The sequence below is a fragment of the Candidatus Planktophila versatilis genome (assembly GCF_002288105.1).
Taxonomy (GTDB): domain Bacteria; phylum Actinomycetota; class Actinomycetes; order Nanopelagicales; family Nanopelagicaceae; genus Planktophila; species Planktophila versatilis.
Genome location: NZ_CP016774.1, coordinates 1,305,781 through 1,331,009, shown reverse-complemented (window position 1 = coordinate 1,331,009; position 25,229 = coordinate 1,305,781). Strand labels below are relative to the sequence as shown.

Sequence of the window (25,229 nt, the reverse complement as noted above, 5' to 3'; positions counted from 1 at the left end):
TAGCAAGCGGTTATCCACAATTATCAGAGCGTAGAAGGGGCAGATCGCTGGTTTGACCCGCGGCTATCCACACCCGTAACCTTGCCATCTTGCCTCCCCCGTATTTATGACCAGCTAGGGCTAAAGCGCCCTCAACATTTTGGAGTTCTCATGACAAAGCGCACCTTTCAGCCAAATACGCGTCGCCGCGCCAAGAAGCATGGCTTCCGCGCGCGCATGGCTACCCGTGCAGGACGCGCAGTTCTCTCTGCTCGCCGTGCCAAGGGCCGTATAAAGCTCTCTGCCTAAGGTTTAAGAGCGCAACGGATCTTCTCGTGCTCCCAGCCGACGCACGTTTAACTTCAAGCTCTGATTTCGCCCGAGCAACAAAAAGCGGAATCCGAGTTACTACAGAACACTTTGTTGGATATCTCTACATCTCACCTGTCACAAATAATGCATCAGCAAAATGCGGACTCATCATTAACAAAACTGTCGGCGGATCCGTCAAACGTCACCGCCTTGCGCGCAAAGTTCGCCACGCGGCCGCACCTCATATTGTAAAACTCCCACTCGGCTCACTTTTTGTTGTTCGCGCTCTTAAACAAAGCGATGATAAAAATGTGGCGTCAGAGATTTCTACCCTTATCCAAAAACTTATCGAGCGCTCTAAAAAAATTGAGGCGCGCTAATGAAGTTACTTCTTACCGCACTCACCCGCGCCTACCAATTATTTTCTAGCGCGTTCGCGCCACGATGCAAGTACTACCCATCTTGTTCTAACTACGCCCTCACAGCGATTACTCGCCATGGGTTAAAAGGAATTGCGATGGCTTCATACCGAATCCTTCGCTGCAACCCGTGGTCACTCGGCGGCGTTGATTATGTAGATGAAGACCTTGATTGCGCAGATGCGAAAAAAGCCCATAAAACACTAGTAGGAGCTCGCTAATGGACTCAATTCTTAACCCGCTCTATAGCATCGTTTCTGGTGTCATGGTGGCAATTCACCAAGCGGTTGCTCCCATATTTGGTAAAGACTCAGGTGTCACCTGGACTCTTTCCATCATAGGTCTGGTAATACTCATCCGAATTATTCTGATCCCACTTTTTGTGAAGCAGATTAAAAGCCAACGCGCAATGACTGCACTACAACCTCACATGAAAGAGATTCAAAAGAAGTTTAAGGACGACCGTCAAAAGCAATCAGAAGAGATGATGAAGCTCTATAAAGAGCACAAAACAAATCCACTCGCATCATGTTTTCCAATCATTGCCCAAGCACCAATTTTCTTCGCCCTCTTTACCGTGCTTAACGGAATCGCAGCAAAGACTGATGAAGGCGTAGCAGCCCCTATCGGACGCGGATTTCTTAAAGGCGAATTCCTAGACAGCGCGGCGCAAGCGACATTTTTCGGCGCCAAGATTTCACAGAGCTTCTTAGGCACTACCGACCTTAATGTTCGCATCGTCACTGTAATTTTGATTATCTTCATGTCTGCCACAACATTTACTACCCAGCGCCAACTCATGGTTAAAGGCATGCCAAAGATGGATGCAAGTAACAATATGATGTTGCAGCAGCAAAAAATTATGTTGTATGCATTCCCAGTTATCTTTGCAGTTTCAGGAGTTAACTTCCCAGTGGGTGTATTGATCTACTGGTCGACTACAAACCTCTGGACTTGGGGACAGCAGTACTACGTCATCAAACGAAACCCAACACCGGGATCTCCGGCATATGAGGCGTTGGCAAAAAAGCGCGCGGAGAAAGAAAAGTTAGAGAATAAAACACAGAGCACTGAAATTGACCAGAACCAGGAGCAGGCTCCAGAAGTTCTGGGACAACGAAAACAACCAAAGAAGAAAAAGAAGAAGAAGTAATAAATCAGACAAATACTATTAATAACGCTTAACCCGGACAAAGGATGAGAAGATGTCAGAGAGCACCGAAACAACAGTAGAAACTTTAGAAGCAACCGAAGAAGTGGTTGGTTCAAAAGAGGAGCGCGCTCCAAAAAGTGCTGCCAAACTTGAAGAAGAGGGCGATATCGCAGCCGACTACCTAGAAGGCCTACTGGATATTGCAGATCTCGATGGCGATATCGATATCGATGTGGAAAATGGTCGGGCAGCTCTTGCAATCGTGGGTGGCAAACTTAAGCACCTGGTGGGAGCAGAAGGTGAAGTCCTTGATTCAATCCAAGAGCTCACCCGCCTAGCTGTGCAGACAGCAACCGGGGATCGCAGCCGACTTATGCTTGATATCGATGGATTTAGAGCAGGGCGCCGCAAAGAGCTCACCGCTCTGGCGCAAGAGATGGCTGAACAAGCAAAGACCACAGGCAGCTCAATCAAGCTAGACCCAATGAACGCCTTTGAGCGCAAAATCATCCACGACACTATCCAGACTTTAGGGCTGACCTCAGAGTCAGATGGTGAAGACCCAAACCGCTTCGTCGTTATCTACCCAGCGTAGATCTAGTTTCACGTGGAACAATCAGTAGAGGGGCTAGTCGGCCGCTACTTCCCAGAACGCCAGGAAGAGATTCGTGCCTTTGCGCAATTTCTGACCACCGCCGGAATTGAGCGAGGCCTGATTGGCCCCCGCGAAGGCGAGCGCATCTGGGAACGCCATATCTTTAACTGCCTACCGGTAACCCAGCTTCTGCCTCAGAATGCCTCCCTTTTTGATATTGGCTCCGGGGCGGGCTTGCCTGGCATAGTGATAGCCCTAGCTCGTCCTGATCTAAAAGTAACCCTGATCGAACCCCTTGAGCGCAGGGTTGAATTCTTAAAAGAGGCGACCGAGGGACTTGGTATTGAAGTGATTCGTGGGCGCGCCCAAGATGTGAAGAAGAGCGCCGAATACGTCACCGCCAGGGCTGTGGCCCCGTTAGAGAAGCTGAAGAAAATTAGCTGGCATATGGTTAAAACCGGGGGAGCCTTGCTTGCAATGAAGGGTGAATCTGCCGCCGCCGAGATGGTGGGGGTAAAGAACGCGGTACTCCATGAGATTGAACTCGAAGGAATAGGCCTCGGGCGCATCGTCGAACTGCGCAAACCGAGCTAGGCGAAGGAGCTGCGGCGCCAGGAGTGGTTAGATTGGCCCATGCCCGGTGATGATTCACGTGAAACACTCCCCAAAGTTGTCGGGGTTCGCCGGCTAAAAGAGGCGATGGCCAAGCCGGCCTCCACCCGAATTTTCACCGTCGCAAATCAGAAGGGCGGGGTGGGTAAAACCACCACCACCGTCAATATTGCAGCCGCCCTTTCTATGGGGGGTTTGCGAGTCCTTGTTATTGATCTAGATCCACAAGGAAATGCCTCAACTGCCCTGGGGGTAGAGCACCGCCAATCAGCCGGTGTCTATGAAGTGCTGATGGGTAGTGCGCAAATTTCAGAGGTCATTCAAAAGGTGGCAGGTTTTCCAGCACTTGATTGCCTTCCTTCAAATACATCACTTGCCAATGCCGAAATTAATTTAGTTTCCATGGTTGCCCGCGAACTACAACTCAAGGCCGCTATCGATGAAATTAGTGCAAATTATGATTACATTTTTATTGATTGCCCACCATCACTAGGTTTACTTACCATCAATGCATTTGCTGGATCAAAAGAATTGTTAATCCCGATTCAAACCGAGTACTACGCACTAGAAGGCTTGTCACAACTTCTTGAGACCTACTCTGTTGTGAAGAAGAGATTAAACCCAACACTTAACCTTTCCACCATTGTTTTAACTATGTTTGATGGGCGCACACGTTTATCAAATGATGTTGCAGCAAATGTGCGATCACATTTTCCTAATGAACTTATTGATATTCCTATTCCTCGTGCGGTGCGCGTTTCAGAGGCACCTTCATATAACCAAACAGTGATGACCTATGACCCGCTCTCACCGGGTGCGATTGCTTATATGCAAGTAGCCCGTGAGATTGCAGAACGAGGGAAAGCTAAAGATGATGTTGTCTTTGATTCAAATGTAGTCAGCATTAATTACAAAGGTGGAATTGCATAATGGCGATTAAACGTGGTGGGCTCGGCACAAATCTTGATTCACTTATTCCCACATCACTTACTGTTGCCGGCACTGAAGTTGCACAACAAAACGAAGTGCCCATCAACCAAATTTCACCTAACCCACGTCAGCCTCGTACAGTCTTTGATGAAACGGCACTCAATGAATTAATTGCATCCATTAAATCAATCGGTATCTTGCAACCACCTGTAGTTCGCAAAGTTGCGGAGAATAAATATGAACTCGTTATGGGAGAACGCCGCTACCGCGCTGCTAAAGCTGCCGGGCTAACTTCTATTCCTGTCATCATTAGACAGACACCGGATAATGAACTTCTTCGTGATGCACTGATTGAAAATATTCACCGCAGCAACCTCAACCCATTGGAAGAAGGCGCGGCATATGCACAATTGCTCAGCGACTTTGGCTGCACCCACGATGAACTCGCTCTCAAACTTGGCCGATCACGCCCACTGATTTCAAACACAATCCGGTTATTAAATCTTCCTGATGCGGTGCAACGCAAAGTTGCATCCGGTGTTCTTTCTGCCGGCCACGCGCGAGCACTGCTGGGACTCACAGATGCAACAGAGATTGAAAAGCTTGCCTCCAGAATTGTGGCAGAGGGGCTAAGTGTTCGCTCTACTGAAGAAATTATCGCCACCATGAAACCAACAAGTAAGGGCGCTAAGAAATCTAGCGTTAAGGGAGTATCAGGTGCCGGCTTAGCTGCCGCCGAACTCTTAAGTGATTACCTTGATACCCGTGTGAGTGTGGAGAGTGGTAAAGGTAAAGGCAAGATTGTTATCGAATTTGCAGGCAATGAAGATCTACAACGCATTGTTGATCTCATCGAAGGTTCTAAGTAAGAGCGGTTCCTCTGCGACCCATCTCTTGCTTAATCACACCACCGAGTGCTTTCACACCTTCACGAATCCGCTCTGGTGTTGGGTGGCAATAAGAAAGACGCATCGCCCATGAGCCCAGGCCATCTGCGTAGAAGGCACTGCCTGGCACATAAGCAACCTTGGCCACAATCGCCTTTGGCATTAAAGCTTTAGTATCAATTTCAGCCGGCAAATTAACCCACACATAAAAACCACCACCAGGCTTTGTCCATGTGGCCTCTGCTGGGAAATGTTGTTCTAGGGATTCCAGCATCGCATCGCGGCGCACCTTATAAAGCTCACAGAAGCTAGCAATCTGATCGCGCCATGGCTGATCAGCCAAATAACTAGAGATAGTGAGCTGGGTGAAGTTTGACGGACACAAAATTGAAGATTCAGATGAAATCACCAACTTATCTTTCAGTGATTGCGGAACAAGTGCCCAACCCACACGAAGCCCAGGAGCAATAGTCTTTGAAAAAGAGCCTAAGTAAATAACATTTTCAGAATCTTCGGCGCGCATTGCATTCGGGGAAGGCTTATCAAAACCTAATAGCCCGTAAGGGTTATCTTCAACGACAAAGATTTCTTCTTCACGGCAGATACTTAAGATCTCGGTGCGGCGATCAGCGGGCAGACAAACACCAGTGGGGTTTTGGTAATTTGGAATTAGATACAAGAACTTGATCTTGCGCCCGGTAGCACGCACACTCTTAATTGCTGCACGTAATGAATCTGGAACAAGCCCGTCGTTATCCATTTCAACATGAACGACTGAAGCTTGGTATTGACGGAAAGTTCCGAGGGCACCGACATAAGAAGGAGCTTCAACGAGGACAACATCACCTGGATCGATAAAGATTCGAGAGATGAGATCTAGTGCTTGCTGGGAACCGGTAGTAATAACAACATCATCAGGGTTTGCGCGAATTCCTTCAAGTGCCATCACATCGCAAATCTGTTCCCGAAGTTTCGGATGTCCCTGGCCACTTCCATATTGCAGTGCTTCCGAACCATTGGTGAGAATGAGTTCCTTGACTACCCCGGCAATCATCTCCATCGGAAGGGCAGACAGATTTGGCATTCCACCCGCGAGTGAAACAATTTCCGGGCGAGATGCAACTGCAAAAAGTGAACGAATCTCTGAAGGCAGCATCTCGGCAGCGCGCGCAGCAAATCTCTTCTCGAGATTCTGTGGGGCGCCGGTTTGGTAGCGGATAGAGATGTCAGACATAAGGAGAAGTCTCCCATAGGTCAAGCGATGCTAGCGAATGAATATCCTCTTCATTAATCAGCGAAGACCTGCGCTACGTAGGTCTGATATTCGCAAGGTTCCAGTCTTTGCATCATCTTCGGCCGCTAAATAAAGGCGCTGAATCGCAATAATGAAGCTTTCAGCAATGGTGTCTCTAAATTCGGCTCGGGCCAAGCGGGCAGCATCTGCGCTATTTGAGATATATCCAAGATCCACACGAACTGCAGGTGCGGTGATCAGGCGAAGTGAATCCCATGTCTTTGCATGTGTGCGGCAATTCAGGAAATCAGTACGTGCACAGAGTTCGCGCTGTACTAAGGATGCAAATCTTTCACCCACAATTGAGTGCACGCCATGTTGGTCATTGCCATAGAAAAATGTTGCCACACCATGTGCTTCTGGGTTTTTGTGCTGGTCGATATGAAATGAAATCATCAAATCAGCCTTATTTTTATTGGTAAATAAAATCCGCTCTTCTTCACTGGGGTTGTTATTAGCACCGCGTGTGAGAAAAACAGATGCACCCAGTGCTAATAGACGTCCCTCTAACCGCTGGGCAATATCAAAGACAATCTCTCGCTCATAATCTTCTGAACTTGGATCAATTACAATTACTTTATTAGCCAAAGCAGGCCCACGATTTTTCTGCAGCGCACTTTCACGAAGTGCTGCGGGTGCACCACCGGAAACAATTTTTGTCAGACGAAGCATTGCGATAATTGTTGCCGGACCACACTTACCATCAATGGCAACACCGACAGATTTTTGGAATTCCTTAACAGCACTTTCGGTCATAGCTCCGTAAATTCCATCAACTCGTCCGCAGTGAAAACCCATCTCAGTCAGACGCGATTGCAGAGCTGCCACATCATCACCGTGCATCAATGGCGGCTTTTGTAGATAGAGCGAGCGATCGCCCAACTTCCATCTGGCCTCTTCTAGCGCGCGAAGTGTTTGTTCGTTGAGCTCACCGGTGATGTGAAGACCACGCTCTTGCTGAAAAGAGCGAATGTCATCGGCCGACATCTCTTTCATAGCAAGACTCTTCCTAAAAGTAAGTTAATTAGATGAAACCTTCGAGCTCTTTCAGAAGAGCAGGCTTTGGCTTTGCACCAATGATTGTCTTTACTACTTCACCATTGACATAGACATTGAGCATTGGAATAGAGGTCACGCCATATTTGATAGCGATGGCAGATTCTTCATCGGTATTGAGCTTTACAATCTTTAACTTATCACCGTGTTCTGCAGCGATATCATCAAGAATCGGAGCGATTGCGCGGCATGGACCACACCATTCGGCCCAGAAATCAACGAGCACTGGCGTGCTGCTTTTAAGCACAACCTCATCGAAATTGGCTGCTGTGACTTTGATTGGTGCGCTCATCTTTACTCCTATTTTCTATCTAGCTCTTGTAATTCTATAGCGGTTGAGGTTACTAGTGGGATAAAAACTTTTCAGCATCGAGAGCTGCCTGACATCCCGAGCCTGCCGCTGTGATGGCTTGTCGGTAGGTGTGATCGACCAGATCACCACAGGCAAAGACTCCAGCGAGGTTTGTGCGGGTAGAGCGGCCTTCGACTTTCACATAACCCTCGTTATCAAGTGTCACAGAAGATGTAACAAGCTCAGAGCGCGGAATATGCCCGATAGCTACAAATAATCCAGTGAAGTTACGCTTACTTACTTCTCCAGTTTTAGTGTTACGAAGTTCGAGGGCTTCAACTTTCTGCTCACCTAGAACATCAATGACTTCGGTATCCCACAACAATTCGATTTTAGGATTAGCAAATGCGCGCTCCTGCATAATCTTAGAGGCGCGAAGTTCACCACGGCGGTGAATCAATACAACTTTGCTTGCAAACTTAGTTAGAAATGTTGCCTCTTCAAGTGCGGAGTCGCCACCACCAACAACAGCAATCTCTTGATCTCGAAAGAAGAAGCCATCACACGTGGCACACCATGAAACACCACGCCCCGATAAACGCTTCTCGTTCTCTAAACCAATTTCTCTATATGCCGAACCCATCGCAAGGATTACCGAACGGGCGCGAACAACATTTCCTGACCCATCTTTAATAATCTTGATATCACCAGTGAGATCCATTTCAACAACATCATCGGTAATCAGTTCAGTACCAAAACGCTTTGATTGCTTACGCATGTTATCCATGAGATCTGGCCCCATGATTCCATCAATAAAACCAGGAAAGTTTTCAACTTCAGTTGTATTCATGAGCGCACCGCCGGCGGTGACAGAACCTTCATACATTAAAGGATTTAATTGAGCGCGAGCGGCATAGATAGCAGCGGTGTAACCAGCTGGTCCAGATCCAACAATGACAACCTCACGAATATCTGTGCTCATGGGGTGAGAATATCGCGCTTAACAGAATTACTTATCGCGACGCCGGCGCAGGGTAGCGGCGACGAACCCTCTAAGCCCTGAGACTTCACTCACTTTCAGAGCTCTGGCAATAAAGAGATAGGCAATACCACTTCCCGCAAGAATGAATATCAAACGAATAGCACGAAGGGCAAGGGAGGCATCGTCATAAGCCCAATCGAAATAGAAAGCGATTGCAAAAAATGGAAGCATTCCCACAAAGGATGCAATTAACAGAAGCCCATGTTGAGCGGCGAAATCACCGACTTGTAGCCGCCCGATATGTTTTTTCAATAAAGAGATAGTAATAAAAAGCCCAACGATGTAACTGACTGAAAACGCTAAACCGAGTCCCACTGTCACCCAATAACTATCCAAGGTTTCCAGAAATACATAAGATAAAGCAACAGAGATGATGTTGATAATCAAGATAGATAAAACCTGCGTTTTAGTATCTTCAAATGCATTAAAACCACGAATCAAAATTAAGTTGATTGAAAAAGCTACAAGGCCGATACTTAAAGCCGAGAGCACAAAACCAATATAGCGAGCATCCTCTAAGGAAATTCCTAGATAGAGAGATTGGGTCATGAGTGGGCCGAAGAGAAGTAGCGCAACAGCGCTAGGCACGGTAACAACAGCGACCATTCGAATTGCACGAGTGAGTTGTTTGCGCACCTCTTCCACATCTTTAGCTATGGCAAGCCGTGATAAATGAGGAAGTAGCGCTGTGACAATTGAAATTGTGACGATCGAATATGGCAAGAGCATGATGTAGTAAGCGCTAGTAAATGGAGTAAAACCAACACCTGTTGTTATTCCAGCTTGGGCACTTCGCACCGCGGCACTTGTCGCAACATTGACTGTGACTAAGTAACCAAGTTGAGAGATAAGCACGTAGATCAAGGTCCACCCGGCTAGACCGAAAGATTTACCGAGCCCGCCAAGACCAAACATGGGGCGGATATGAATTCCAGAGCGCTTGACTACTGGAATCAAAATAAGTGCTTGCACAACAACACCCAGCGTCGTGCCCCAACCCAGAATCTGCACTTGCAGATCTGTAATTGTGCCCAGTGCTAGTGAGCGCTCAGTGATGAGAACGGCGGCAAAAACAACAATCACAACCAGGTTATTTGCAATCGGCGCCCACATTAGTGGCGCAAAAGAGCCACGGGCGTTTGCAACCTGACCGAGCATCGTAAAGAGACCAAGGAAGAAGATTTGCGGCAAACAATAACGAGTAAAGGCAACTGCAATCTCTTGCTCAGTTTCAAAACCAGGAGTTGAAAATTCAGGTGCATATAAACGAACAAGTGCGGGCGCAAAAATTACTCCCACTGCAACAAGTACAAGGAGAATAAGAGAAATAGTTGTGACAAGCCTGGAAGCAAAACCATGGCCACCATCGTGATCTTCAAAAGATCTCACTAGTTGAGGAACAAAGATCGCGGTGAGCGCACCACCAACAAGTAAGTTATACAAAATATTAGGCATGGTATTTGCAACGTTAAAGGTGTCAGCTAAAAGTGCGGTACCAAGCACGGCGACAGCAAGCAGCGCGCGAACAAAACCGGTAATTCGGGAAAGTATTGTTCCTATCGCCATGATTCCAGAGGCGCGAAAGAGTTCGTTATTTTTCATTTACGACTCTTTCGTACTCTTCGAACAGATTGCGTAATTGCACCTAAGAACAATAGAACTGCAGCAGCCGTTGTAAACCACGCAACACGAGAATCTATGATCGTTGCGCTCAAGGCTAGCTCAGATTGCTCACCCACTAACTGCCCTTCACTATTCATAAATTGGGCATTCACAAGGACGGAGCCCGGAGCAATGACATTTACTTCCAGAGTTAATTGCTGCCGCGATTTTGCAGCTAACTGGATGTTATTTACATTCTCAATTGTGATACGTGAGTTCAGTGGAATAAGAGAAAGATTTACAACAGTTGGTGTGTCAAAACTATTTACCAAAGTCACCGGCAGTTTGGCGGTAGTAGAAGTGAGTTGATATCGACCTGGAATCACGCGCAGCTTGGCAGTCATCGCCTGAACCGCACGCGTTGCTGAGTAAGAGAAAAAGACGCGTTCACTCTCATCAAGTACTGGATTCATTACCGTGCCAAGTCGCGCCCGAAGAGCTGTGATCTCAGGGGCGGTTGAGATTGTAGAAAGTCCAGTGAGCATCCTGCGGTTCTCTGTATACAGGGCCCTAAATGGAGAACTAAGGCGCGATGCCCCTTTGCTCCACCCATTTTCGGCAATAACAGGACGACCTAATTGAAGTTCTAACTGCTGCTTTCCAAATAGCGAGTAGAAACGTAGCTCACTTGGCGCTAATCGCTTTGCAAGAGATTGATCTGGGTTGCCATACGGCAGTGCGATAACTGAATTTTTTAGCGTCGTAAACTTCAAGGCAAATAACCAACTCTGTGCAGCTAACTGCCCTGCTTTATCTTCTTCGCCCGCAATCGAATAACCATCTGCCATATCTGCGATTTCATCAATAAGAGCTGGGTCTATCACCCACGTTTTTCGCGAGTTTGCGGGGTTAAAGACAATTTTACCCAACTTACCTTCGGGTGTGATCAACGTTGCTAATTCATTATTGCGAAATTTACCCTCGAAATCTTTATGAGGTTTATCAGTAATTCTTACAACTGGAGTTGCAGCATCTGCAGGTGTCACACCAAGGGCAATGAGTGCCAACAGAACTATTGCTACCTTCTTCATAGCGCAGACATTTCTTGCGCCGCATTTGTTCGCGCGATTAATTTCTTTTCGTCAGGATAAGCAAGGCGTTCCACGATTTCAGCAAGCGGGAACCATGCAACCTCATCTACTTCACTCTCTTGCGCCGCCAGTACCCCACCATTTTCTCGGAATAAATAATGATGAACAGTTTTATGAATTCTCTTCCCACCTGCCATAAACCAGAAATCGATTACACCTAAAGATTTTTCAATAACAGAGACGATGCCGGTCTCCTCTTGCACTTCGCGCAAGGCCGCTTCTTCCGGAGTTTCACCCTCTTCAATATGTCCCTTAGGCAGTGACCAGAGAATTCTCTTGCCGGTCGTATCTTTAAGATCGCGACGGCCGATAAGCAGGCCAAGTTTTCCGCTGGCATCAACGACAAGTCCACCGGCGCTGACTTCATCTACTCGTTTGGCATAAACAACTTTTGCCGGTGCTTTTTTTGCGCGCTCTGCATTAGGGGCGGTGGGGGTCGTTACATCTTGAGATTGTGGGGAGCGATGAGCTGGGCGCTTGCGCCTACGCTTTTTCTTCGTACCTTCGCTGCCCGCACCAGGTGCCGGGGTCATAGATGAAGAGTACGCGACTACGCTTATCTATTGTGAGCGCAGAGAAGAGCAATTTTGGGGCAGCCGCCGAGTTGGCTATCCGCTCCCTCATCGCAAACGCGCCAGCGGCATCATCACTTGCCCAAGCTTTCACCGCCAGTGGTTTTCGCCTTGCACTCGTGGGTGGCCCTGTGCGCGATGCAATCTTGGGTCGACTTGGAAATGATTTAGATTTCACAACAGATGCGCACCCACATGAGACAAAGAAAATACTTAAAGCATGGGCAGATAATATTTGGGATACCGGAATTCTCTTTGGCACAGTTGCAGCCAAACTCGGTGATGTCACTGTTGAAGTAACTACGTATCGATTAGAGAAATACGAAGAGAATTCTCGTAATCCAGATGTTGAATTTGGTGACAACATTGAAGGAGATCTCTCCAGACGAGATTTCACCGTTAACTCGATGGCGCTAGAGCTCACAGGAGGCGAACCAGAATTTATCGATCCATTTGGTGGGCTGGAAGATTTAGCGAAGAAAGTATTAAGAACACCAGCAAGTGCCGAACAATCATTTTCTGATGATCCACTTCGCATGATGCGTGCTGCTCGTTTTGCAAGTCAACTTAACTTTGCAATTGATCCAGAAGTCACTGCAGCAATGACAGCGATGGCTTCTCGCATCTCGATTATTTCGGCTGAGCGGGTGCGCGATGAGTTTATAAAAATGCTGATGTCAGAAAACCCACGACTTGGAATTACCATTTTGGTAGATACCGGTCTTGCTGATCTTGTCCTGCCAGAGATTCCAAAGCTGCGTCTGGAAATTGATGAGCATCATCACCATAAAGATGTGTATGAACATTCCATTACCGTGCTAGAGCAAGCAATTGCGCAAGAAGACAGACTAGGCGGCCCTAACCTTGTCATTCGCCTAGCAGCGCTTTTGCACGACATTGGAAAACCAAAAACTCGCAACCTTATTGAAGGCGGCGGAGTTTCATTTCATCACCATGAAGTAGTTGGAGCCCGGCTAGCAAAGGCGCGCATGAAGGCGCTCCGCTTTGATAATGAGACAGTCGACGCCGTTGAAACCCTCACCGCTTTGCATCTGCGCTTTCACGGTTATGGCGATGGCGAATGGACTGACTCTGCGGTGCGCCGTTACGTGCGCGATGCTGGTGAATTACTCACACATTTACATGTATTAACTCGCGCCGATTGCACTACTCGTAATGCAAAGAAGGCAGAACGACTAGCTCGAACATATGACGGCCTTGAGGCACGCATTGCAAAACTGGAAGAGGAAGAAGAGTTATCAAAGATTCGCCCAGATTTAGATGGCGCCCAAGTAATGCAACTACTTGATCTCAAACCTTCAGCTGATGTTGGCAAGGCCCTTGATTTCCTGATGGAGCTACGCATGGAACATGGTCCGCTGGGTGAAGAACGTGCGACGCAAGAGTTATTACAGTGGTGGAAAGCTAGGCGTCATCCTTAAGAAAGAATTTTTCTGGGCGTAGCAATACTGTGGCAACAAGTACCCAGGAGATTGAAACGATAAGTGGCAACAACCATGAGTCACCGCTGATGGGCAAGATCCAGGCGGCAAAGAGGGCGCCAGTAACAATTGCTGAATTAACAACGACGTCATAGACCGAAAAGACTCGACCACGGAAGTAATCATCGATCTTTGATTGCACCAGGGCATCATTTGTTACTTTCACACTCTGACCACACATGGCAGCAAAAAATGCGGTAGCCCCAAGCAGAATTGGGGTGCGATCTATAACAAGTAAGAGCGAACCAAAACTTGCCGCAAAGATTGATAAGCGAATCCAACGGTGTCGTCCAACTTTTCGCACGCCGTAAGGAGCGGCAAGTGCCCCAATAACAAAGCCGGTAGCTGCAATAGATAAGGTCACACTTAATCCGGTAAGACCAGCCTCACTGTCGGCCGGATCATTAAAAGTATTTCTTTCTAGTAAAAGCGCTGTCAGTGTAAGGGCGGTGAGACCTCCGCGATGAATTGCCGTTGCTGCAATTCCGCGAGCAGCATCGGCGTGTACTTGTAGGAATTGAAAACCTTCACGCATTTCAATGAGACCTTGGGTAAAACTTCCCTTAACAATTTCATGTGGGCGCGGGCCAATTTCAGTCTTTCCCAACAAAGATGTGAGCAGTGCAGCAATCAGATACCCGAGAGAAGCTGCAAGTATCAGTACCGCGTCTGCGTTATCGGCGCTCCCGGAAAGATCAAGTAATTGGCGAATGCCTAAACCAATTCCGCCGCCAAGAACAACCCAGACAGAACCACCGGTGACAGCTAACGCATTTGCTGAGATAAGTTCTTTTGGTGTTGTCATCAGTGGAATTCCGGCAGATAGCCCGGCAAGAATTAATCTATTGACGCCAAATGCAACCAAAACAAACACAGTAATTTCTAGCCCAGTTCTTTCATTAAAGATTAAGAGTGCGATAACGACAAGTGTGAGCGACCTAGTGAGGTTAGCGAAAAATATCGCTCGTTGTCGAGAGAATCTATCGAGTAGCGTTCCAACAAATGGACCCACGACGGAATACGGTAGAAGCACAACGGCAAATGCCACCGCCGCATTCACCGCACTCGCCTGACGTTCAGGAGAAAAGAGAATAAAAGAGGCAAGCGCGCTTTGGAAAATTCCATCGGTAATCTGCCCAGACCAACGGATTCGCAGCAAGCGAAAGAGTTTCCGATCTCTGAGCAATTGCCACAAAGTCATAGGAGAAGCGTAGTTAGGTAAAGGGGTTTATTCTTCTCCTATTATGCAGACTCGACGAGGGTTCATCGATTATTCACTTGATAAGCGTGCAACCCTGCTCGCTCTCTTTCGTGGTGTTGTCGATGCGTGTGATGCTGACCCATATCTGATGCGAGCAGCTAAATATCACGGTGAGAAAACTGAGCGCAAATGCCCAGTGTGTAAGAAAGATGGGCTAGTAGAACTGCGTTACACATTCGGGGATCAACTGGGGCAATTCTCTGGTCGTATAAAAAATGGAGCTGAACTTGCAGAGATGGAGAAAGAATTCGGAGAGTTCTCTGTGTATGTCGTTGAGGTCTGTCGTGAATGTTCCTGGAATCACTTGTGCTCTACATACTTATTAGGCGATGGCCGCGAGCGTAAAGTTCCACGTCGCCAGCGCACACTCGAGGATGAAGACTTCGCTTCACTGAAGTAGACATATTTACCCAGTAATCTAGCCAAATGATTAAAACCAAATTGATCCGAGCCGGAATCTTCCTGGCGGGCTTTGGTTTTATTGCGGGTGCAACCCTCTTCGCATTTGCCTGGTTTACCGTTTCAATCCCGGACCCCAACGCCTATGTAAATAGTCAATCCACCGTCATCCAATATTCAAATGGTTCTGAAATTGGTCGCGTTGGAACTCAGAACAGACAAATTTTGCCGCTTGCAAAAATTCCCCTTCGTCTGCGTTATGCAGTGATGGCGGCAGAAGATCGCAACTTTTATGCCAATCGCGCCTTTAGTCCCACCGGCATCGCACGAGCACTTCTCAATAACCTCAGATCAGGAGATCTCACCGGAGAAGGTGGCTCAACAATCACACAGCAATATGCAAAGACCGCATTTTTATCTCCAAGTCGCACAATCCAAAGAAAAATAAAAGAACTTGTTATCTCACTTAAGTTAGAAAATGCGCTCTCGAAAGATCAGATTTTAGAGAACTATCTCAACACCATTTATTTTGGTCGCGGTTCATATGGTGTGCAGACTGCGGCTCAGCAATACTTCAATCGCAACGCTCATCAACTCAGCATTTCACAATCTGCAGTCATCGCAAGTATCTTGCGAGCTCCAGGTTATTACGATCCTTCGCTCTCTAAAGAGAACGCAGTCCGACTTGAAAATAGATTTGCTTATGTCATTCAAGGAATGCTCGACCAGAAGTGGATTACTGAAGCCGAGGCAAAGGATGCCAAGTTCCCGCGAGTGGCACCACGTACAACATCTGGACAATTAAGCGGTCCTAAGGGTTACATCATTGATGCGGTACAGAAAGAGCTCAGCAAACTCGGATTTACTCAAGACCAGCTACTTGTTGGCGGTTATGTCATTAAGACAACGCTCGATCAACGCGCACAACAAGCTGCAGTTGATGCGGTAAATAAATTCACACCTGCTGACGCTCCGGAAAACCTGCACACCGCACTTGTTGCCATTCGCCCCGGCACTGGCGAAGTCATTGCGATGTATGGTGGAAAAGATTATGTAGTTCGACAACTAAACGATGCCACCCAGTCCATTGCCCTAGCCGGCTCTACCTTTAAGCCCTTTGCCCTCATTGCCAGCTTAGAGGCTGGAATTCCGATGACATCGATGTGGAATGGTGACTCACCACAAACTTTTGATGACTTAGGAAGACCATATGAGGTATCGAATTACGGCGATGAAGGGTGGGGTCAGGTAGATCTGCTCACCGCAACCCAACACTCCATCAACACTGTATTTGTACCTCTTGGTATGAAAGCTGGCATGGATAAAGTTGTTGATGCAGCAAGACGTGCTGGAATTCCAGAAAATGTTGCGATGATTGCAACTCCATCTGTTGCCTTAGGTGTTGCAAGCCCGCATGTGATCGATGTAGCAAACTCCTATGCAACATTTGCTGCCCAAGGTGTGTATTCAAAGCCTTACATGGTGGCATCTGTAACGGGCTCAAATAAAGGTTTGCTCTATCAAGGCAAGGCACAGACACAAGAAGTATTTACCAAAGAGGTGATGGCAGATCTCACCTACGCACTTAAGAGTGTGGTCAATGGCGGAACCGGATCGGCAGCCCTTGCTTTGGGTCGCCCGGCTGCCGGAAAAACTGGAACATCGCAATCAAATGCGTCAGCGTGGTTTAGCGCATACACACCACAACTAGCGGCTTCCGTTGCCCTCTTTCGCGATAGCGCATCTGAATCACTTAATGGAATTGGCGGCCTCACATCTGTGACAGGTGGAACATTCCCGGCAAGAATCTGGACCTATTTTATGAAGGGCGCTTTGAAAGATGAGCCCATCATGAGTTTTCCAGCACCTGCAAATATTGGCGGCCTTGAACCTGTCGTGATGACAAGTGGTGGCGTTCAAACAAGAAAGAAGTAATACCTGATGCGCGTTGGAATTCGCGTCGTTCTACTTCTTGCAGTTCTTTCTTCGCTAGTAAGTTTTGCCAAGTTCAATCACTGCAGCGCCGAAGGCTGGCAATCACCAGGACAGTATGTTCATGCATGCTATTCAGATATTCCAGCCCTGTATGGCGAACGTGAATTAGATCAAGGCAGATGGGCTTATTCCAGTGCCGAGAACGCTGTTGAATACCCCGTTGTTCAGGGCGCAATCATGTGGGTTACCGCAAAGCTTATTCCGCAAGGAGTAACTAATTACTTCCACATCAACATACTTCTCTTAGCGCTGCTCTTTCTCTTCATTTCTTTTATCACATTTAAGATCAAACCCGAATTTGCATACTTACTACCACTGGCACCGGCTGCAGTGGCCTCGCTCTATATCAACTGGGATCTCTGGGCGATAGCAACGATGTTAGCTGCGATATATTTCTTCGATAAGAAGTTAGAGATACCAAGTGCGATACTTCTTGGAATTTCTATCTCAACAAAGTTTCTCCCCATCTTCTTACTCATCCCCATCGCACTGATTTTCTTTCGCCGAGAAAAGATTGCAAAGTTTGCGCGATATTTCCTGATCACTGCGGCGACATTCATTGCAATCAACGCACCGGTATTTCTCACAACACCACAAGGGTGGTGGCGCTTTTATTCACTTAATCTCAACCGCGGATCTGACTGGGGTTCGATTTGGTATGCCCTCTCTAACTTAGGTCTCAACCTCACCCACCAAAATTATTTATCTGTTCTCTGCTTACTCATCGGAATTACCGCACTCATCATCTATTTACTCCAACTCACTAAACCACCCACCCTTGCCCACACAGCGATCTTTATCTTCATCATCGTGATGGCGGTGAGCAAGGTCTATTCACCGCAATACGTTCTCTGGTTAACACCCCTTGCAGTCATTGCACTTATCGATAAAAAAGATTTGGCCGTGTTCTTCTTCTGGCAAGGGTGTGAACTTCTTTATCACTTCGCAATCTGGCAACACCTTGCCTCTGTTACTGGTGCGAAATTCGGTCTGCCGGTTGTGGCATATTCAGTCATTACCCTGGTCCGCATCGCCGCCTCGATTCTCCTGCTGGCCCGCCTAGCCGCCCGCCATCAAAAATCCCGCGTATTTCCGAGCGAATTTCTCTTATCAACAGGCGAGAGTTACCCTTAGCGTCCTGAATTACACAATCCTTCGGAGCGTGTTCTTCAGGAGTATTAACCCTCCTGTCACGGAAATGCCGTGGCCGTCTTAGTCCAAAGGAGGTCGGGTTAACGCATGCGTCACTATGAATTAATGGTCATTCTCGATCCAGAACTCGAAGAACGTACAGTCACACCATCACTTGAGACATATCTCAAGATCATCAAAGACAGCGGAGGCCGCGTCGACAAGCTCGATGTTTGGGGCAAACGCCGTATGTCATTTGAAATCAATAAGAAGCCAGAAGGCATTTACGCAGTTGTAGATATGCACTGCGAGCCTGCGGCAATCAAAGAGTTAGATCGTCAGCTGAACCTGAACGAATCTGTCTTGCGCACAAAGGTAATACGCCCCGAGTAATCAACAGCTGCCGCGTTTCGCGCGGTAGTTGTCACCTATTACGGGTAATTTATCAGCACGGACTCCACGAGTAGATAAGAGGAAAAAATGGCAGCAGGAGATACAACAATCACAATGATCGGCAACCTCGTTGACGATCCGGAGCTACGTTTCACACCTAGTGGTGCAGCGGTAGCGAAATTTCGTGTTGCCTCAACACCTCGTTATCTAGATAAGGCTACAAATGAATGGAAAGATGGCGAGAGCCTCTTCCTTCAATGCCAAATCTGGCGTCAAGCTGCAGAAAATGTTGCAGAGTCACTGACAAAGGGAATGCGCGTCATTCTCTCTGGCAGACTCAAGCAACGTTCATATGAAACAAAAGAAGGCGAAAAGCGCACAGTCTTTGAGGTAGAAGTTGATGAAGTAGGTCCATCACTCCGCAATGCAACAGCGAAGGTCACACGAGCTTCGCGTGCAGGTGGAACTGGAGCAAGTGCAGCACCTGCTGCAGCCGAATCCTTCAACGACGATCCATGGGCTGCCGCAACGACTTCACCAGCCGGTGGTGGATGGGGAACATCTACAACCGACGAACCACCCTTTTAAATAGAAGAAGTTAAACAACCGACAATCCATTCCTTCTAAGCAAGTTGCGAAACTACTTGGAAGGGCCCGAAAAGGAGCACCACAATGGGAGCAAGAAATAACAAGGCTCTACGCGAGCCGAAGAATAAGGGCGCTAAAGCAGCGGCTCTTAATAAGAAGTTCAAGAAGAAGCCTTGCAGCTTCTGTCGTGACAAGGTCACATATATCGATTACAAAGATATTGCGACCCTTCGCAAGTACATCTCAGATCGCGGCAAGATTCGCGCTCGCCGAGTAACAGGTGCTTGCACACAACACCAACGTTCAGTAGCAACAGCTGTCAAGAACAGCCGTGAAGTAGCGCTACTGCCTTACACATCTTCAGCGCGATAAGGGAGCTAAGAACTATGAAACTCATCCTTACTCGTGAAGTAAATAAGGTCGGAAACGCTGGCGATGTTGTCACTGTTAAAGATGGCTACGCACGCAACTTCTTGTTGCCACGTGGCGTTGCAATCGTCTGGTCACTTGGTGGCGAGAAGCAGATCGAAGGAATCCGTCGTGCACGTGCTGCCCGCGAAGTCCGCGATCTCGATCACGCTAAAGAGATCAAGGCAACACTTGAGAAGGCAACAGTGACCGTAAAGGTCAAGACCGGTACAGCTGGTCGCCTCTTCGGTTCTGTCACAGATAAAGACATTGCTGCTGCAATCAAATCAGCAACATCCGTTGATATCGATCGCCATAACCTCAAGACAACTGGTCACATCAAGAAGACAGGCACACACGCCGTTAAGGTCTCACTTGCACACAACATCGTTGCAACTGTTAACTTGACTGTAGTTTCTGCTTAATAAATCTTCAGTTATAAGAAAGCCCGTCGCTATCTGAGGCGGGCTTTCTTATTGCCATTTTCAATCTCAGGTGAAATCTCACCAGATGAGAACTCCTAATTTACTTTTCTCCCCACCTTTCCACGCTCAATTGGGAGGCTATCCACCGTTAGGCGGGAGTTACACACACCTTCTCCACACCCTTTTACACATAGAAGTGTCCCTTATCCACACCTTTACCCCCAGGGTGCTTCGCATTTGTCAGTGCTCTAGAGGAAGGTACGCCTCGTGAGCATCGCAGAACTACCCAATAACTCCCAACGTAACGGGCAGTACAACACTGTTGGGGCTGAGTTTGAGCGCACACCACCACAAGATCTTCAAGCAGAACAATCAGTTCTCGGTGGAATGCTGTTATCAAAAGATGCGATTGCAGATGTTGTTGAAGTCCTACGTGAACGTGATTTCTATAGACCAGCACACGAACTTATCTACGATGCAATTCTAGATCTCTACGGACGTGGTGAACCAGCCGATGCAATTACCGTTGCGGCAGAACTCACAAAGCGTGGCGATATTGCGCGTGCAGGTGGTGCACCTTACTTACACACACTTATCTCTTCTGTGCCAACCGCTGCTAACGCCGGCTACTACGCAAAGATTGTGCTTGAACATGCAATCATGCGCAGGCTTGTGGAGGCAGGAACAAAGATTGTGCAACTTGGCTATGATCAAAATGGCGAAGTAGATGACGCAGTAGATGCTGCGCAAGCAGAGGTCTATGCAGTCACAGAACGACGCTCTTCTGAAGATTATGTGCAACTCAATACTTTATTGCCGCAAGCACTCGATGAGATTGAAGCTATCTCAAAAGGTGTTGGCGCTGAAGGTGTTAAATCTGGTTTCCGCGATCTAGATCAACTCACACACGGTTTCCATCCTGGAAACATGATCATTCTTGCGGCTCGTCCTGCCGTCGGTAAATCAACACTCGGTCTTGATATTGCCCGTCACGCCGCAATCCACGATAACCAAACAGCTGTCATTTTCTCTCTTGAAATGTCGAAATCTGAAATCACAATGCGCATGCTCTCTGCCGAAGCGCGCGTGGGACTTAATAGCATTCGTTCCGGTCAACTCAGCGATGACGAATGGTCAAAGCTTGCTCGCCGTATGGGCGAGATCTCAGATGCACCGTTATTTATTGATGATTCTGCCAACCTTTCCATGATGGAGATTCGAGCAAAAGCACGCCGCTTAAAGCAACGTCACAATCTCAAGCTTGTTGTGATTGATTACCTGCAGCTGATGACATCAGGTAAAAAGGTGGAGAACCGCCAGCAAGAAGTATCTGAATTTTCGCGTCAATTAAAGTTGATGGCAAAAGAACTAGATGTTCCAGTTATTGCAATCTCACAGCTCAACCGTGGCCCGGAACAACGTACAGATAAGCGCCCAATGCTCTCAGACCTTCGTGAATCTGGTTCTATTGAACAAGATGCCGACGTTGTTATCTTGCTCCACCGCGATGATATGTATGACTCACAGAACCGATCAGGTGAAGCAGACTTCATCGTTGCTAAGCACCGTAACGGACCAACTCGCACCATTACCGTCTCTGCCCAGCTTCACTTTGCACGCTTCTTTGATATGGCACCGAATGTTGGTTCTGGCCGCGACTTCACGCAATCAACTGCTACAACAAATGATATTCAACCGACAGCGCCAGGTGACGGTGGTTGGAACGAGTAGTTCAACTTTAATTTATTTTTGCGTTACGTTCTTAGCGCGATCTGCTAAGTAGATTCCAAAGAGCACAGTTGCTGCGCCAATGAGTTGTATGAAATCCCAACTCTGACCAAACCAGAACCAAGCAAAAGCTCCAGCGAGAACTGGTTCAAGCATCCCAATGACGCTACTTGTTGATGCGGTAAGAAGTCGCATGCCGGTAAGTACACAGAGATAAGGAACTACGGTTCCAATGATTGCAGCTGCTGCCATCATCACCCAACCAGGAACTAATGTGCCAGCAGCAATGCCACCCAGGTCCATCTTCATTGTAAATACTTCAAAAGGAAAGGTCCAAGGTGGAAGAACTACAAGCCAAAAGATTGATGCAAATCCCATACCAAAGATAAGTAGGGCAATCGGTTCGCGTTTCTTTCCAATTTTCTCACTCATTAAGAAGTACGCAGCTAGCGCGAAGGCGCTCATCACAGCGCCACCGATACCAATCAAGTCGAAAGCGAAGCCATCCCACGCCTTGGCAACCAAGACCAAACCGAAAATTGAGAAGGCGATAGCTATCCACATTTGGCGCGCAACGAAAGACTTACGGACAAACTTAATCCATAAGGCGATCCAGATTGAAGCGGTGAACTCGATGATTAAAACAAGAGCTAGTGGTACTCCACGTTGGATGCCAAGTAGGTATCCAAAATTAACCATCGCAAAACCGATGACACCGTATAAGCCTAATTTAGGTATTTCAGCGCGCACCATCTTTATGATTTCAGGGCGAGTGAGTACGACCAGTGTTCCAAGAATGAGCACAGCCGTCACAGAACGGAACTCAGCTAAGCGAAATGCCGGCAAATGCTCTAGTACAACCGTAACCACGATTCCGCTTAATGCGAAGAAGAAAGCTCCTAAAACAAGAAAAAACTCACCACGATGTTTTGAGAGCACCAGGAAAGGTTATCGTACAAGGACTAAAAAGCGGACTCCGGGATCTCCATAATCGTTGAATCAGTTGCTTCCACAATCTTGCGATCTGCAGTGATATGCGGAAGAACTGTTGCAACAAAGAACTTTGCCGATGCAATTTTGCCGGTGTAGAAATCAGTATCTTTGCCAGCACCGGCAGCTAACTTCGCCTCTGCGATATCTGCCTGGCGAAGAAGAAGCCAAGTAATAATGACATCACCTACTGCCATCAAAGCACGTGAGGTGCTCAGGCCCACCTTGTAAATTTCATCTGACTTCTCTTGCGATGCCATCGCATGGCCAACAAGCACGCCGATAATTCCATTGAGATCAGCCAGTGCTTTAAGGAGAGCTTGCTTCTCAGCAGCATGTGCTCCTCCACTTTCGGCAAATGCTTGAATCTCTTTTCCGAGTAGACCAAGTGCGCGGCCACCATCTTTTACAACTTTGCGGAAGAAGAAGTCCAAACCTTGAATTGCTGTTGTGCCTTCATACAAAGTATCAATCTTGGCATCGCGCACATACTGTTCTAGTGGCCAATCTTGGGTAAATCCGGCTCCACCAAATGTTTGTAGCGATTCAGTTCCAAGAAGTGTCCATGATTTTTCAGAACCGAAACCTTTAACAACCGGAAGCAGGAGATCGTTCAGACGTTCCATCTTCTCCAGCTTCTCTTCCTCCCCGGCTGCTCGAGCCAATTCGATCTCATCTTGAATTGAGGCGGTATAGAGCACAAGTGCGCGCATGCCTTCGGAGTAAGCCTTCTGCACCATCAACGAGCGACGCACATCTGGATGCTTAATGATTGTCACACGCGGGCTTGCTTTATCGTTCATCACCTTCATATCGCCACCTTGCACGCGGACTTTGGCATAGGAGAGTGCTTGCAGGTAGCCGGCAGATAACGTTGCAATCGCCTTAGTTCCCACCATCATGCGAGCGAATTCAATAATTTTAAACATCTGGAAGATTCCTTGATGGACATCACCGAGTAAATAGCCAACCGCAGGTTCTTTCTCACCAAGATTTACTTCGCAGGTAGCAGAAACATTAAGGCCCATTTTACTTTCTAGGGCTGTGACATATACGCCATTGCGTTTTCCTAGTTCGCCTGTTTCAAGATCGAACATGAATTTAGGAATGAGAAAGAGTGATAAACCTTTTGTTCCTGGTCCGCCACCTTCACGACGAGCAAGCACAAAGTGCATCACATTCTCATAGAAGTCGGCATCTCCGGAAGTGATGTATCGCTTATTTCCGGTGATGTGCCAAGTCCCATCTGCTTGTTCCACAGCTTTTGTCCGCCCTGCCCCAACATCTGAACCAGCATCTGGTTCAGTCAATTGCATGGTCGCGCCCCAGTGACGGTCAACCATATGTTTCGCCATTGTTTTTTGAACATCTGTGCCTAATAGAAATGCAACATGGGCAAAGGCATAACCGGATGCATAGAGGTGAACAGCGGGATTTGAGCCAAGGACCATTTCAGCAATTGCCCAACGAATAGATGCCGGAACTTTCATTCCACCGAGTTCTACTGGTGCATCAAGTCGCCACCACTCACCATCAATGTATGACTTAAAAGATTTAATAAAGCTCGCAGGCAGATTTACATTGCCAGTCTCTTTATTCAGAATTGCGCCAACGCGATCACCTTCAACAAAGGAAGCAGCTAAATCGTTCTCACATAAACGCTTCATCTCTTCTAACATTCCCATTGCGGTATCGCGATCAAGTTCAGAGTAGATAGAAGTACCCAGTACTTTTTCGCGACCAAGTAGGTCAAAGAGGCAGAATTCAATATCGCGCAGATTGGCTGTGTAATGGCTCATGGCGCAATAATGCTACCCGCCAGTAACTTAGGCAAGCGCGCCGGACTCCTTTTTCTAAGCCCGCAAAGGTAGGCTCGCGCCGTGCTTCTTAGTGATCGCGATATTCGCTCCGAAATAACGGCGGGCCGCGTGGCCGTTGAGCCTTTTGAAGAGGTGATGATCCAGCCATCCTCGGTCGATGTCCGCCTGGATAAATTCTTTCGCGTCTTTGAAAACCATAAATATTCAGTCATCGATCCATCTATCGAGCAGGCAGAGCTCACGCGCGAAGTTGTTGCCGATGATGGTGAAGCATTTATCTTGCACCCAGGTGAATTCGTATTGGCAAGCACCTATGAAATTATCACTCTTCCAGATGACATTGCCGGGCGGCTAGAGGGTAAATCTTCATTGGGCCGCCTAGGACTGCTCACACATTCCACTGCCGGATTTATCGATCCTGGATTTTCTGGACACATCACCCTGGAGCTTTCCAATGTTGCTAACTTGCCGGTGAAGTTATTCCCAGGCATGAAAATCGGTCAGCTCTGTCTGATTAGACTTTCATCCCCTGCTGAACACCCATACGGTTCAGCCATTTATGCATCTCGTTACCAAGGACAGCGCGGGCCAACCCCGAGCCGTTCTTTCATGAATTTTCACCAGAGCAAGATCAAATAACGCCTCGGATACCGATTATCTGGGGAATACAACTACCCACCAGAAGGTTGAATA

General features: G+C 47.6%; 28 protein-coding genes. 18 read left to right on the top strand and 10 right to left on the bottom strand.

The window, feature by feature from the left end; all coding sequences use genetic code 11:
• The first annotated feature begins 150 nt into the window (after window positions 1-150).
• From rpmH to A1sIA79_RS06865, 8 genes are read left to right on the top strand one after another with little or no spacing between them, the layout of a single operon-like run.
• On the top strand, window positions 151-288 hold the full coding sequence (gene rpmH, locus A1sIA79_RS06900) for a 50S ribosomal protein L34 (RefSeq protein WP_095675443.1): 138 nt from the start codon (window positions 151-153) through the stop codon (window positions 286-288).
• 26 nt (window positions 289-314) lie between these two features.
• Window positions 315-671 (top strand): ribonuclease P protein component, encoded by a 357-nt coding sequence (rnpA, locus tag A1sIA79_RS06895; RefSeq protein ID WP_095675442.1) that lies wholly within the window; start codon window positions 315-317, stop codon window positions 669-671.
• Window positions 671-931, top strand: coding sequence for a membrane protein insertion efficiency factor YidD (gene yidD / locus A1sIA79_RS06890; RefSeq protein ID WP_095675441.1), 261 nt, complete (start codon window positions 671-673; stop codon window positions 929-931). The genes rnpA and yidD overlap by 1 nt, the downstream gene beginning before the upstream one ends.
• Window positions 931-1,863, top strand: a complete 933-nt coding sequence (yidC, locus tag A1sIA79_RS06885) for a membrane protein insertase YidC (protein WP_095675440.1) — start codon at window positions 931-933, stop codon at window positions 1,861-1,863. The genes yidD and yidC overlap by 1 nt, the downstream gene beginning before the upstream one ends.
• 52 nt (window positions 1,864-1,915) lie before the next feature.
• The gene (locus A1sIA79_RS06880; RefSeq protein ID WP_190277057.1) at window positions 1,916-2,458 is read left to right on the top strand and encodes a Jag family protein; all 543 of its coding nucleotides are present in this window, start codon (window positions 1,916-1,918) and stop codon (window positions 2,456-2,458) included.
• 12 nt (window positions 2,459-2,470) lie between these two features.
• Window positions 2,471-3,052, top strand: a complete 582-nt coding sequence (gene rsmG, locus A1sIA79_RS06875) for a 16S rRNA (guanine(527)-N(7))-methyltransferase RsmG (RefSeq protein WP_095675439.1) — start codon at window positions 2,471-2,473, stop codon at window positions 3,050-3,052.
• Window positions 3,053-3,091: 39 nt separating this feature from the next.
• Window positions 3,092-4,000, top strand: coding sequence for a ParA family protein (locus tag A1sIA79_RS06870; RefSeq protein ID WP_095675438.1), 909 nt, complete (start codon window positions 3,092-3,094; stop codon window positions 3,998-4,000).
• Window positions 4,000-4,869 carry a ParB/RepB/Spo0J family partition protein gene (locus A1sIA79_RS06865; protein ID WP_095675437.1) on the top strand — a complete coding sequence of 290 codons (870 nt, stop codon included), beginning with the start codon at window positions 4,000-4,002 and terminating at the stop codon, window positions 4,867-4,869. Before A1sIA79_RS06870 ends, A1sIA79_RS06865 begins: the two co-directional genes overlap by 1 nt.
• Here A1sIA79_RS06865 and A1sIA79_RS06860 read toward each other — a convergent pair.
• The 7 genes from A1sIA79_RS06860 to A1sIA79_RS06830 are packed head-to-tail and all read right to left on the bottom strand — an operon-like array spanning window position 4,862 to window position 11,857.
• The gene (locus A1sIA79_RS06860) at window positions 4,862-6,121 is read right to left on the bottom strand and encodes an aminotransferase-like domain-containing protein (RefSeq protein WP_095675436.1); all 1,260 of its coding nucleotides are present in this window, start codon (window positions 6,119-6,121) and stop codon (window positions 4,862-4,864) included. The two genes, A1sIA79_RS06865 and A1sIA79_RS06860, sit on opposite strands and share 8 nt — an antisense overlap.
• A 57-nt stretch (window positions 6,122-6,178) precedes the next feature.
• Window positions 6,179-7,177, bottom strand: a complete 999-nt coding sequence (locus tag A1sIA79_RS06855) for an N-acetylmuramoyl-L-alanine amidase (RefSeq protein WP_095675435.1) — start codon at window positions 7,175-7,177, stop codon at window positions 6,179-6,181.
• A gap of 28 nt (window positions 7,178-7,205) precedes the next feature.
• The gene (gene trxA, locus A1sIA79_RS06850; protein WP_095675434.1) at window positions 7,206-7,529 is read right to left on the bottom strand and encodes a thioredoxin; all 324 of its coding nucleotides are present in this window, start codon (window positions 7,527-7,529) and stop codon (window positions 7,206-7,208) included.
• Between the two features lie 52 nt (window positions 7,530-7,581).
• A complete protein-coding gene (gene trxB, locus A1sIA79_RS06845; RefSeq protein ID WP_095675433.1) occupies window positions 7,582-8,511 on the bottom strand; it encodes a thioredoxin-disulfide reductase in 930 nt (309 codons plus the stop codon).
• A 27-nt stretch (window positions 8,512-8,538) separates the two neighbouring features.
• A complete protein-coding gene (gene murJ, locus A1sIA79_RS06840) occupies window positions 8,539-10,173 on the bottom strand; it encodes a murein biosynthesis integral membrane protein MurJ (protein ID WP_095675432.1) in 1,635 nt (544 codons plus the stop codon).
• A complete protein-coding gene (locus A1sIA79_RS06835) occupies window positions 10,170-11,264 on the bottom strand; it encodes a DUF6049 family protein (RefSeq protein ID WP_095675431.1) in 1,095 nt (364 codons plus the stop codon). Before A1sIA79_RS06835 ends, murJ begins: the two co-directional genes overlap by 4 nt.
• A complete protein-coding gene (locus tag A1sIA79_RS06830; protein WP_095675430.1) occupies window positions 11,261-11,857 on the bottom strand; it encodes an NUDIX hydrolase in 597 nt (198 codons plus the stop codon). The genes A1sIA79_RS06835 and A1sIA79_RS06830 overlap by 4 nt, the downstream gene beginning before the upstream one ends.
• A 2-nt stretch (window positions 11,858-11,859) precedes the next feature.
• On the opposite strand from A1sIA79_RS06830, the gene A1sIA79_RS06825 reads away from it, so the two are divergent.
• Complete coding sequence (locus A1sIA79_RS06825; protein WP_095675429.1) at window positions 11,860-13,338, top strand: CCA tRNA nucleotidyltransferase; 1,479 nt, start codon at window positions 11,860-11,862, stop codon at window positions 13,336-13,338.
• On the opposite strand, the gene A1sIA79_RS06820 is transcribed toward A1sIA79_RS06825, so the two are convergent.
• Window positions 13,322-14,599: an MFS transporter gene (locus A1sIA79_RS06820; RefSeq protein ID WP_190277056.1), complete on the bottom strand. Its 1,278-nt coding sequence runs from the start codon at window positions 14,597-14,599 to the stop codon at window positions 13,322-13,324. The genes A1sIA79_RS06825 and A1sIA79_RS06820 overlap by 17 nt on opposite strands.
• A 43-nt stretch (window positions 14,600-14,642) precedes the next feature.
• On the opposite strand from A1sIA79_RS06820, the gene A1sIA79_RS06815 reads away from it, so the two are divergent.
• The 8 genes from A1sIA79_RS06815 (at window position 14,643) to dnaB (ending at window position 21,729) form a co-directional block, all read left to right on the top strand.
• Complete coding sequence (locus tag A1sIA79_RS06815; protein WP_190277055.1) at window positions 14,643-15,059, top strand: DUF5318 family protein; 417 nt, start codon at window positions 14,643-14,645, stop codon at window positions 15,057-15,059.
• Between the two features lie 26 nt (window positions 15,060-15,085).
• Window positions 15,086-16,993 carry a transglycosylase domain-containing protein gene (locus A1sIA79_RS06810; RefSeq protein ID WP_095675427.1) on the top strand — a complete coding sequence of 636 codons (1,908 nt, stop codon included), beginning with the start codon at window positions 15,086-15,088 and terminating at the stop codon, window positions 16,991-16,993.
• A 6-nt stretch (window positions 16,994-16,999) separates the two neighbouring features.
• Complete coding sequence (locus A1sIA79_RS06805; RefSeq protein ID WP_095675426.1) at window positions 17,000-18,187, top strand: mannosyltransferase; 1,188 nt, start codon at window positions 17,000-17,002, stop codon at window positions 18,185-18,187.
• A 105-nt stretch (window positions 18,188-18,292) separates the two neighbouring features.
• On the top strand, window positions 18,293-18,577 hold the full coding sequence (rpsF, locus tag A1sIA79_RS06800) for a 30S ribosomal protein S6 (protein ID WP_017955646.1): 285 nt from the start codon (window positions 18,293-18,295) through the stop codon (window positions 18,575-18,577).
• 87 nt (window positions 18,578-18,664) lie between these two features.
• On the top strand, window positions 18,665-19,165 hold the full coding sequence (locus A1sIA79_RS06795; protein ID WP_095675425.1) for a single-stranded DNA-binding protein: 501 nt from the start codon (window positions 18,665-18,667) through the stop codon (window positions 19,163-19,165).
• An 84-nt stretch (window positions 19,166-19,249) separates the two neighbouring features.
• Window positions 19,250-19,537 carry a 30S ribosomal protein S18 gene (rpsR, locus tag A1sIA79_RS06790; RefSeq protein ID WP_095675424.1) on the top strand — a complete coding sequence of 96 codons (288 nt, stop codon included), beginning with the start codon at window positions 19,250-19,252 and terminating at the stop codon, window positions 19,535-19,537.
• A gap of 14 nt (window positions 19,538-19,551) precedes the next feature.
• Entirely contained in the window at window positions 19,552-19,998 is a 447-nt protein-coding gene (rplI, locus tag A1sIA79_RS06785) for a 50S ribosomal protein L9 (protein ID WP_095675423.1), read from the top strand.
• 267 nt (window positions 19,999-20,265) lie between these two features.
• Window positions 20,266-21,729: a replicative DNA helicase gene (gene dnaB, locus A1sIA79_RS06780; protein ID WP_095675422.1), complete on the top strand. Its 1,464-nt coding sequence runs from the start codon at window positions 20,266-20,268 to the stop codon at window positions 21,727-21,729.
• Between the two features lie 12 nt (window positions 21,730-21,741).
• Here the strand turns inward: dnaB and A1sIA79_RS06775 are convergent, their stop codons facing one another.
• Together A1sIA79_RS06775 and A1sIA79_RS06770 are read right to left on the bottom strand one after the other, a co-directional pair.
• Window positions 21,742-22,665 (bottom strand): EamA family transporter, encoded by a 924-nt coding sequence (locus A1sIA79_RS06775; RefSeq protein WP_095675421.1) that lies wholly within the window; start codon window positions 22,663-22,665, stop codon window positions 21,742-21,744.
• Between the two features lie 23 nt (window positions 22,666-22,688).
• Window positions 22,689-24,515, bottom strand: coding sequence for an acyl-CoA dehydrogenase (locus A1sIA79_RS06770; protein WP_095675420.1), 1,827 nt, complete (start codon window positions 24,513-24,515; stop codon window positions 22,689-22,691).
• 81 nt (window positions 24,516-24,596) lie between these two features.
• Between A1sIA79_RS06770 and dcd the strand changes: the two genes are divergently transcribed.
• Window positions 24,597-25,175, top strand: a complete 579-nt coding sequence (gene dcd / locus A1sIA79_RS06765) for a dCTP deaminase (protein ID WP_095675419.1) — start codon at window positions 24,597-24,599, stop codon at window positions 25,173-25,175.
• Window positions 25,176-25,229: the final 54 nt, after the last annotated feature.

Bases quoted from the DNA above. Each gene is read 5' to 3' on its own strand.
- yidD (WP_095675441.1), top strand. From the start codon at position 671: ATGAAGTTACTTCTTACCGCACTCACCCGCGCCTACCAATTATTTTCT.
- A1sIA79_RS06830 (WP_095675430.1), bottom strand. From the start codon at position 11,857: ATGACCCCGGCACCTGGTGCGGGCAGCGAAGGTACGAAGAAAAAGCGT.
- rplI (WP_095675423.1), top strand. From the start codon at position 19,552: ATGAAACTCATCCTTACTCGTGAAGTAAATAAGGTCGGAAACGCTGGC.
- murJ (WP_095675432.1), bottom strand. From the start codon at position 10,173: ATGAAAAATAACGAACTCTTTCGCGCCTCTGGAATCATGGCGATAGGA.
- A1sIA79_RS06815 (WP_190277055.1), top strand. From the start codon at position 14,643: ATGCAGACTCGACGAGGGTTCATCGATTATTCACTTGATAAGCGTGCA.
- A1sIA79_RS06880 (WP_190277057.1), top strand. From the start codon at position 1,916: ATGTCAGAGAGCACCGAAACAACAGTAGAAACTTTAGAAGCAACCGAA.
- A1sIA79_RS06805 (WP_095675426.1), top strand. From the start codon at position 17,000: ATGCGCGTTGGAATTCGCGTCGTTCTACTTCTTGCAGTTCTTTCTTCG.
- rpmH (WP_095675443.1), top strand. From the start codon at position 151: ATGACAAAGCGCACCTTTCAGCCAAATACGCGTCGCCGCGCCAAGAAG.
- A1sIA79_RS06810 (WP_095675427.1), top strand. From the start codon at position 15,086: ATGATTAAAACCAAATTGATCCGAGCCGGAATCTTCCTGGCGGGCTTT.
- A1sIA79_RS06855 (WP_095675435.1), bottom strand. From the start codon at position 7,177: ATGAAAGAGATGTCGGCCGATGACATTCGCTCTTTTCAGCAAGAGCGT.
- A1sIA79_RS06795 (WP_095675425.1), top strand. From the start codon at position 18,665: ATGGCAGCAGGAGATACAACAATCACAATGATCGGCAACCTCGTTGAC.
- A1sIA79_RS06825 (WP_095675429.1), top strand. From the start codon at position 11,860: ATGAAGAGTACGCGACTACGCTTATCTATTGTGAGCGCAGAGAAGAGC.
- rpsR (WP_095675424.1), top strand. From the start codon at position 19,250: ATGGGAGCAAGAAATAACAAGGCTCTACGCGAGCCGAAGAATAAGGGC.
- A1sIA79_RS06870 (WP_095675438.1), top strand. From the start codon at position 3,092: ATGCCCGGTGATGATTCACGTGAAACACTCCCCAAAGTTGTCGGGGTT.
- trxA (WP_095675434.1), bottom strand. From the start codon at position 7,529: ATGAGCGCACCAATCAAAGTCACAGCAGCCAATTTCGATGAGGTTGTG.
- trxB (WP_095675433.1), bottom strand. From the start codon at position 8,511: ATGAGCACAGATATTCGTGAGGTTGTCATTGTTGGATCTGGACCAGCT.
- A1sIA79_RS06835 (WP_095675431.1), bottom strand. From the start codon at position 11,264: ATGAAGAAGGTAGCAATAGTTCTGTTGGCACTCATTGCCCTTGGTGTG.
- A1sIA79_RS06860 (WP_095675436.1), bottom strand. From the start codon at position 6,121: ATGTCTGACATCTCTATCCGCTACCAAACCGGCGCCCCACAGAATCTC.
- A1sIA79_RS06770 (WP_095675420.1), bottom strand. From the start codon at position 24,515: ATGAGCCATTACACAGCCAATCTGCGCGATATTGAATTCTGCCTCTTT.
- rpsF (WP_017955646.1), top strand. From the start codon at position 18,293: ATGCGTCACTATGAATTAATGGTCATTCTCGATCCAGAACTCGAAGAA.
- A1sIA79_RS06865 (WP_095675437.1), top strand. From the start codon at position 4,000: ATGGCGATTAAACGTGGTGGGCTCGGCACAAATCTTGATTCACTTATT.
- A1sIA79_RS06820 (WP_190277056.1), bottom strand. From the start codon at position 14,599: ATGACTTTGTGGCAATTGCTCAGAGATCGGAAACTCTTTCGCTTGCTG.
- yidC (WP_095675440.1), top strand. From the start codon at position 931: ATGGACTCAATTCTTAACCCGCTCTATAGCATCGTTTCTGGTGTCATG.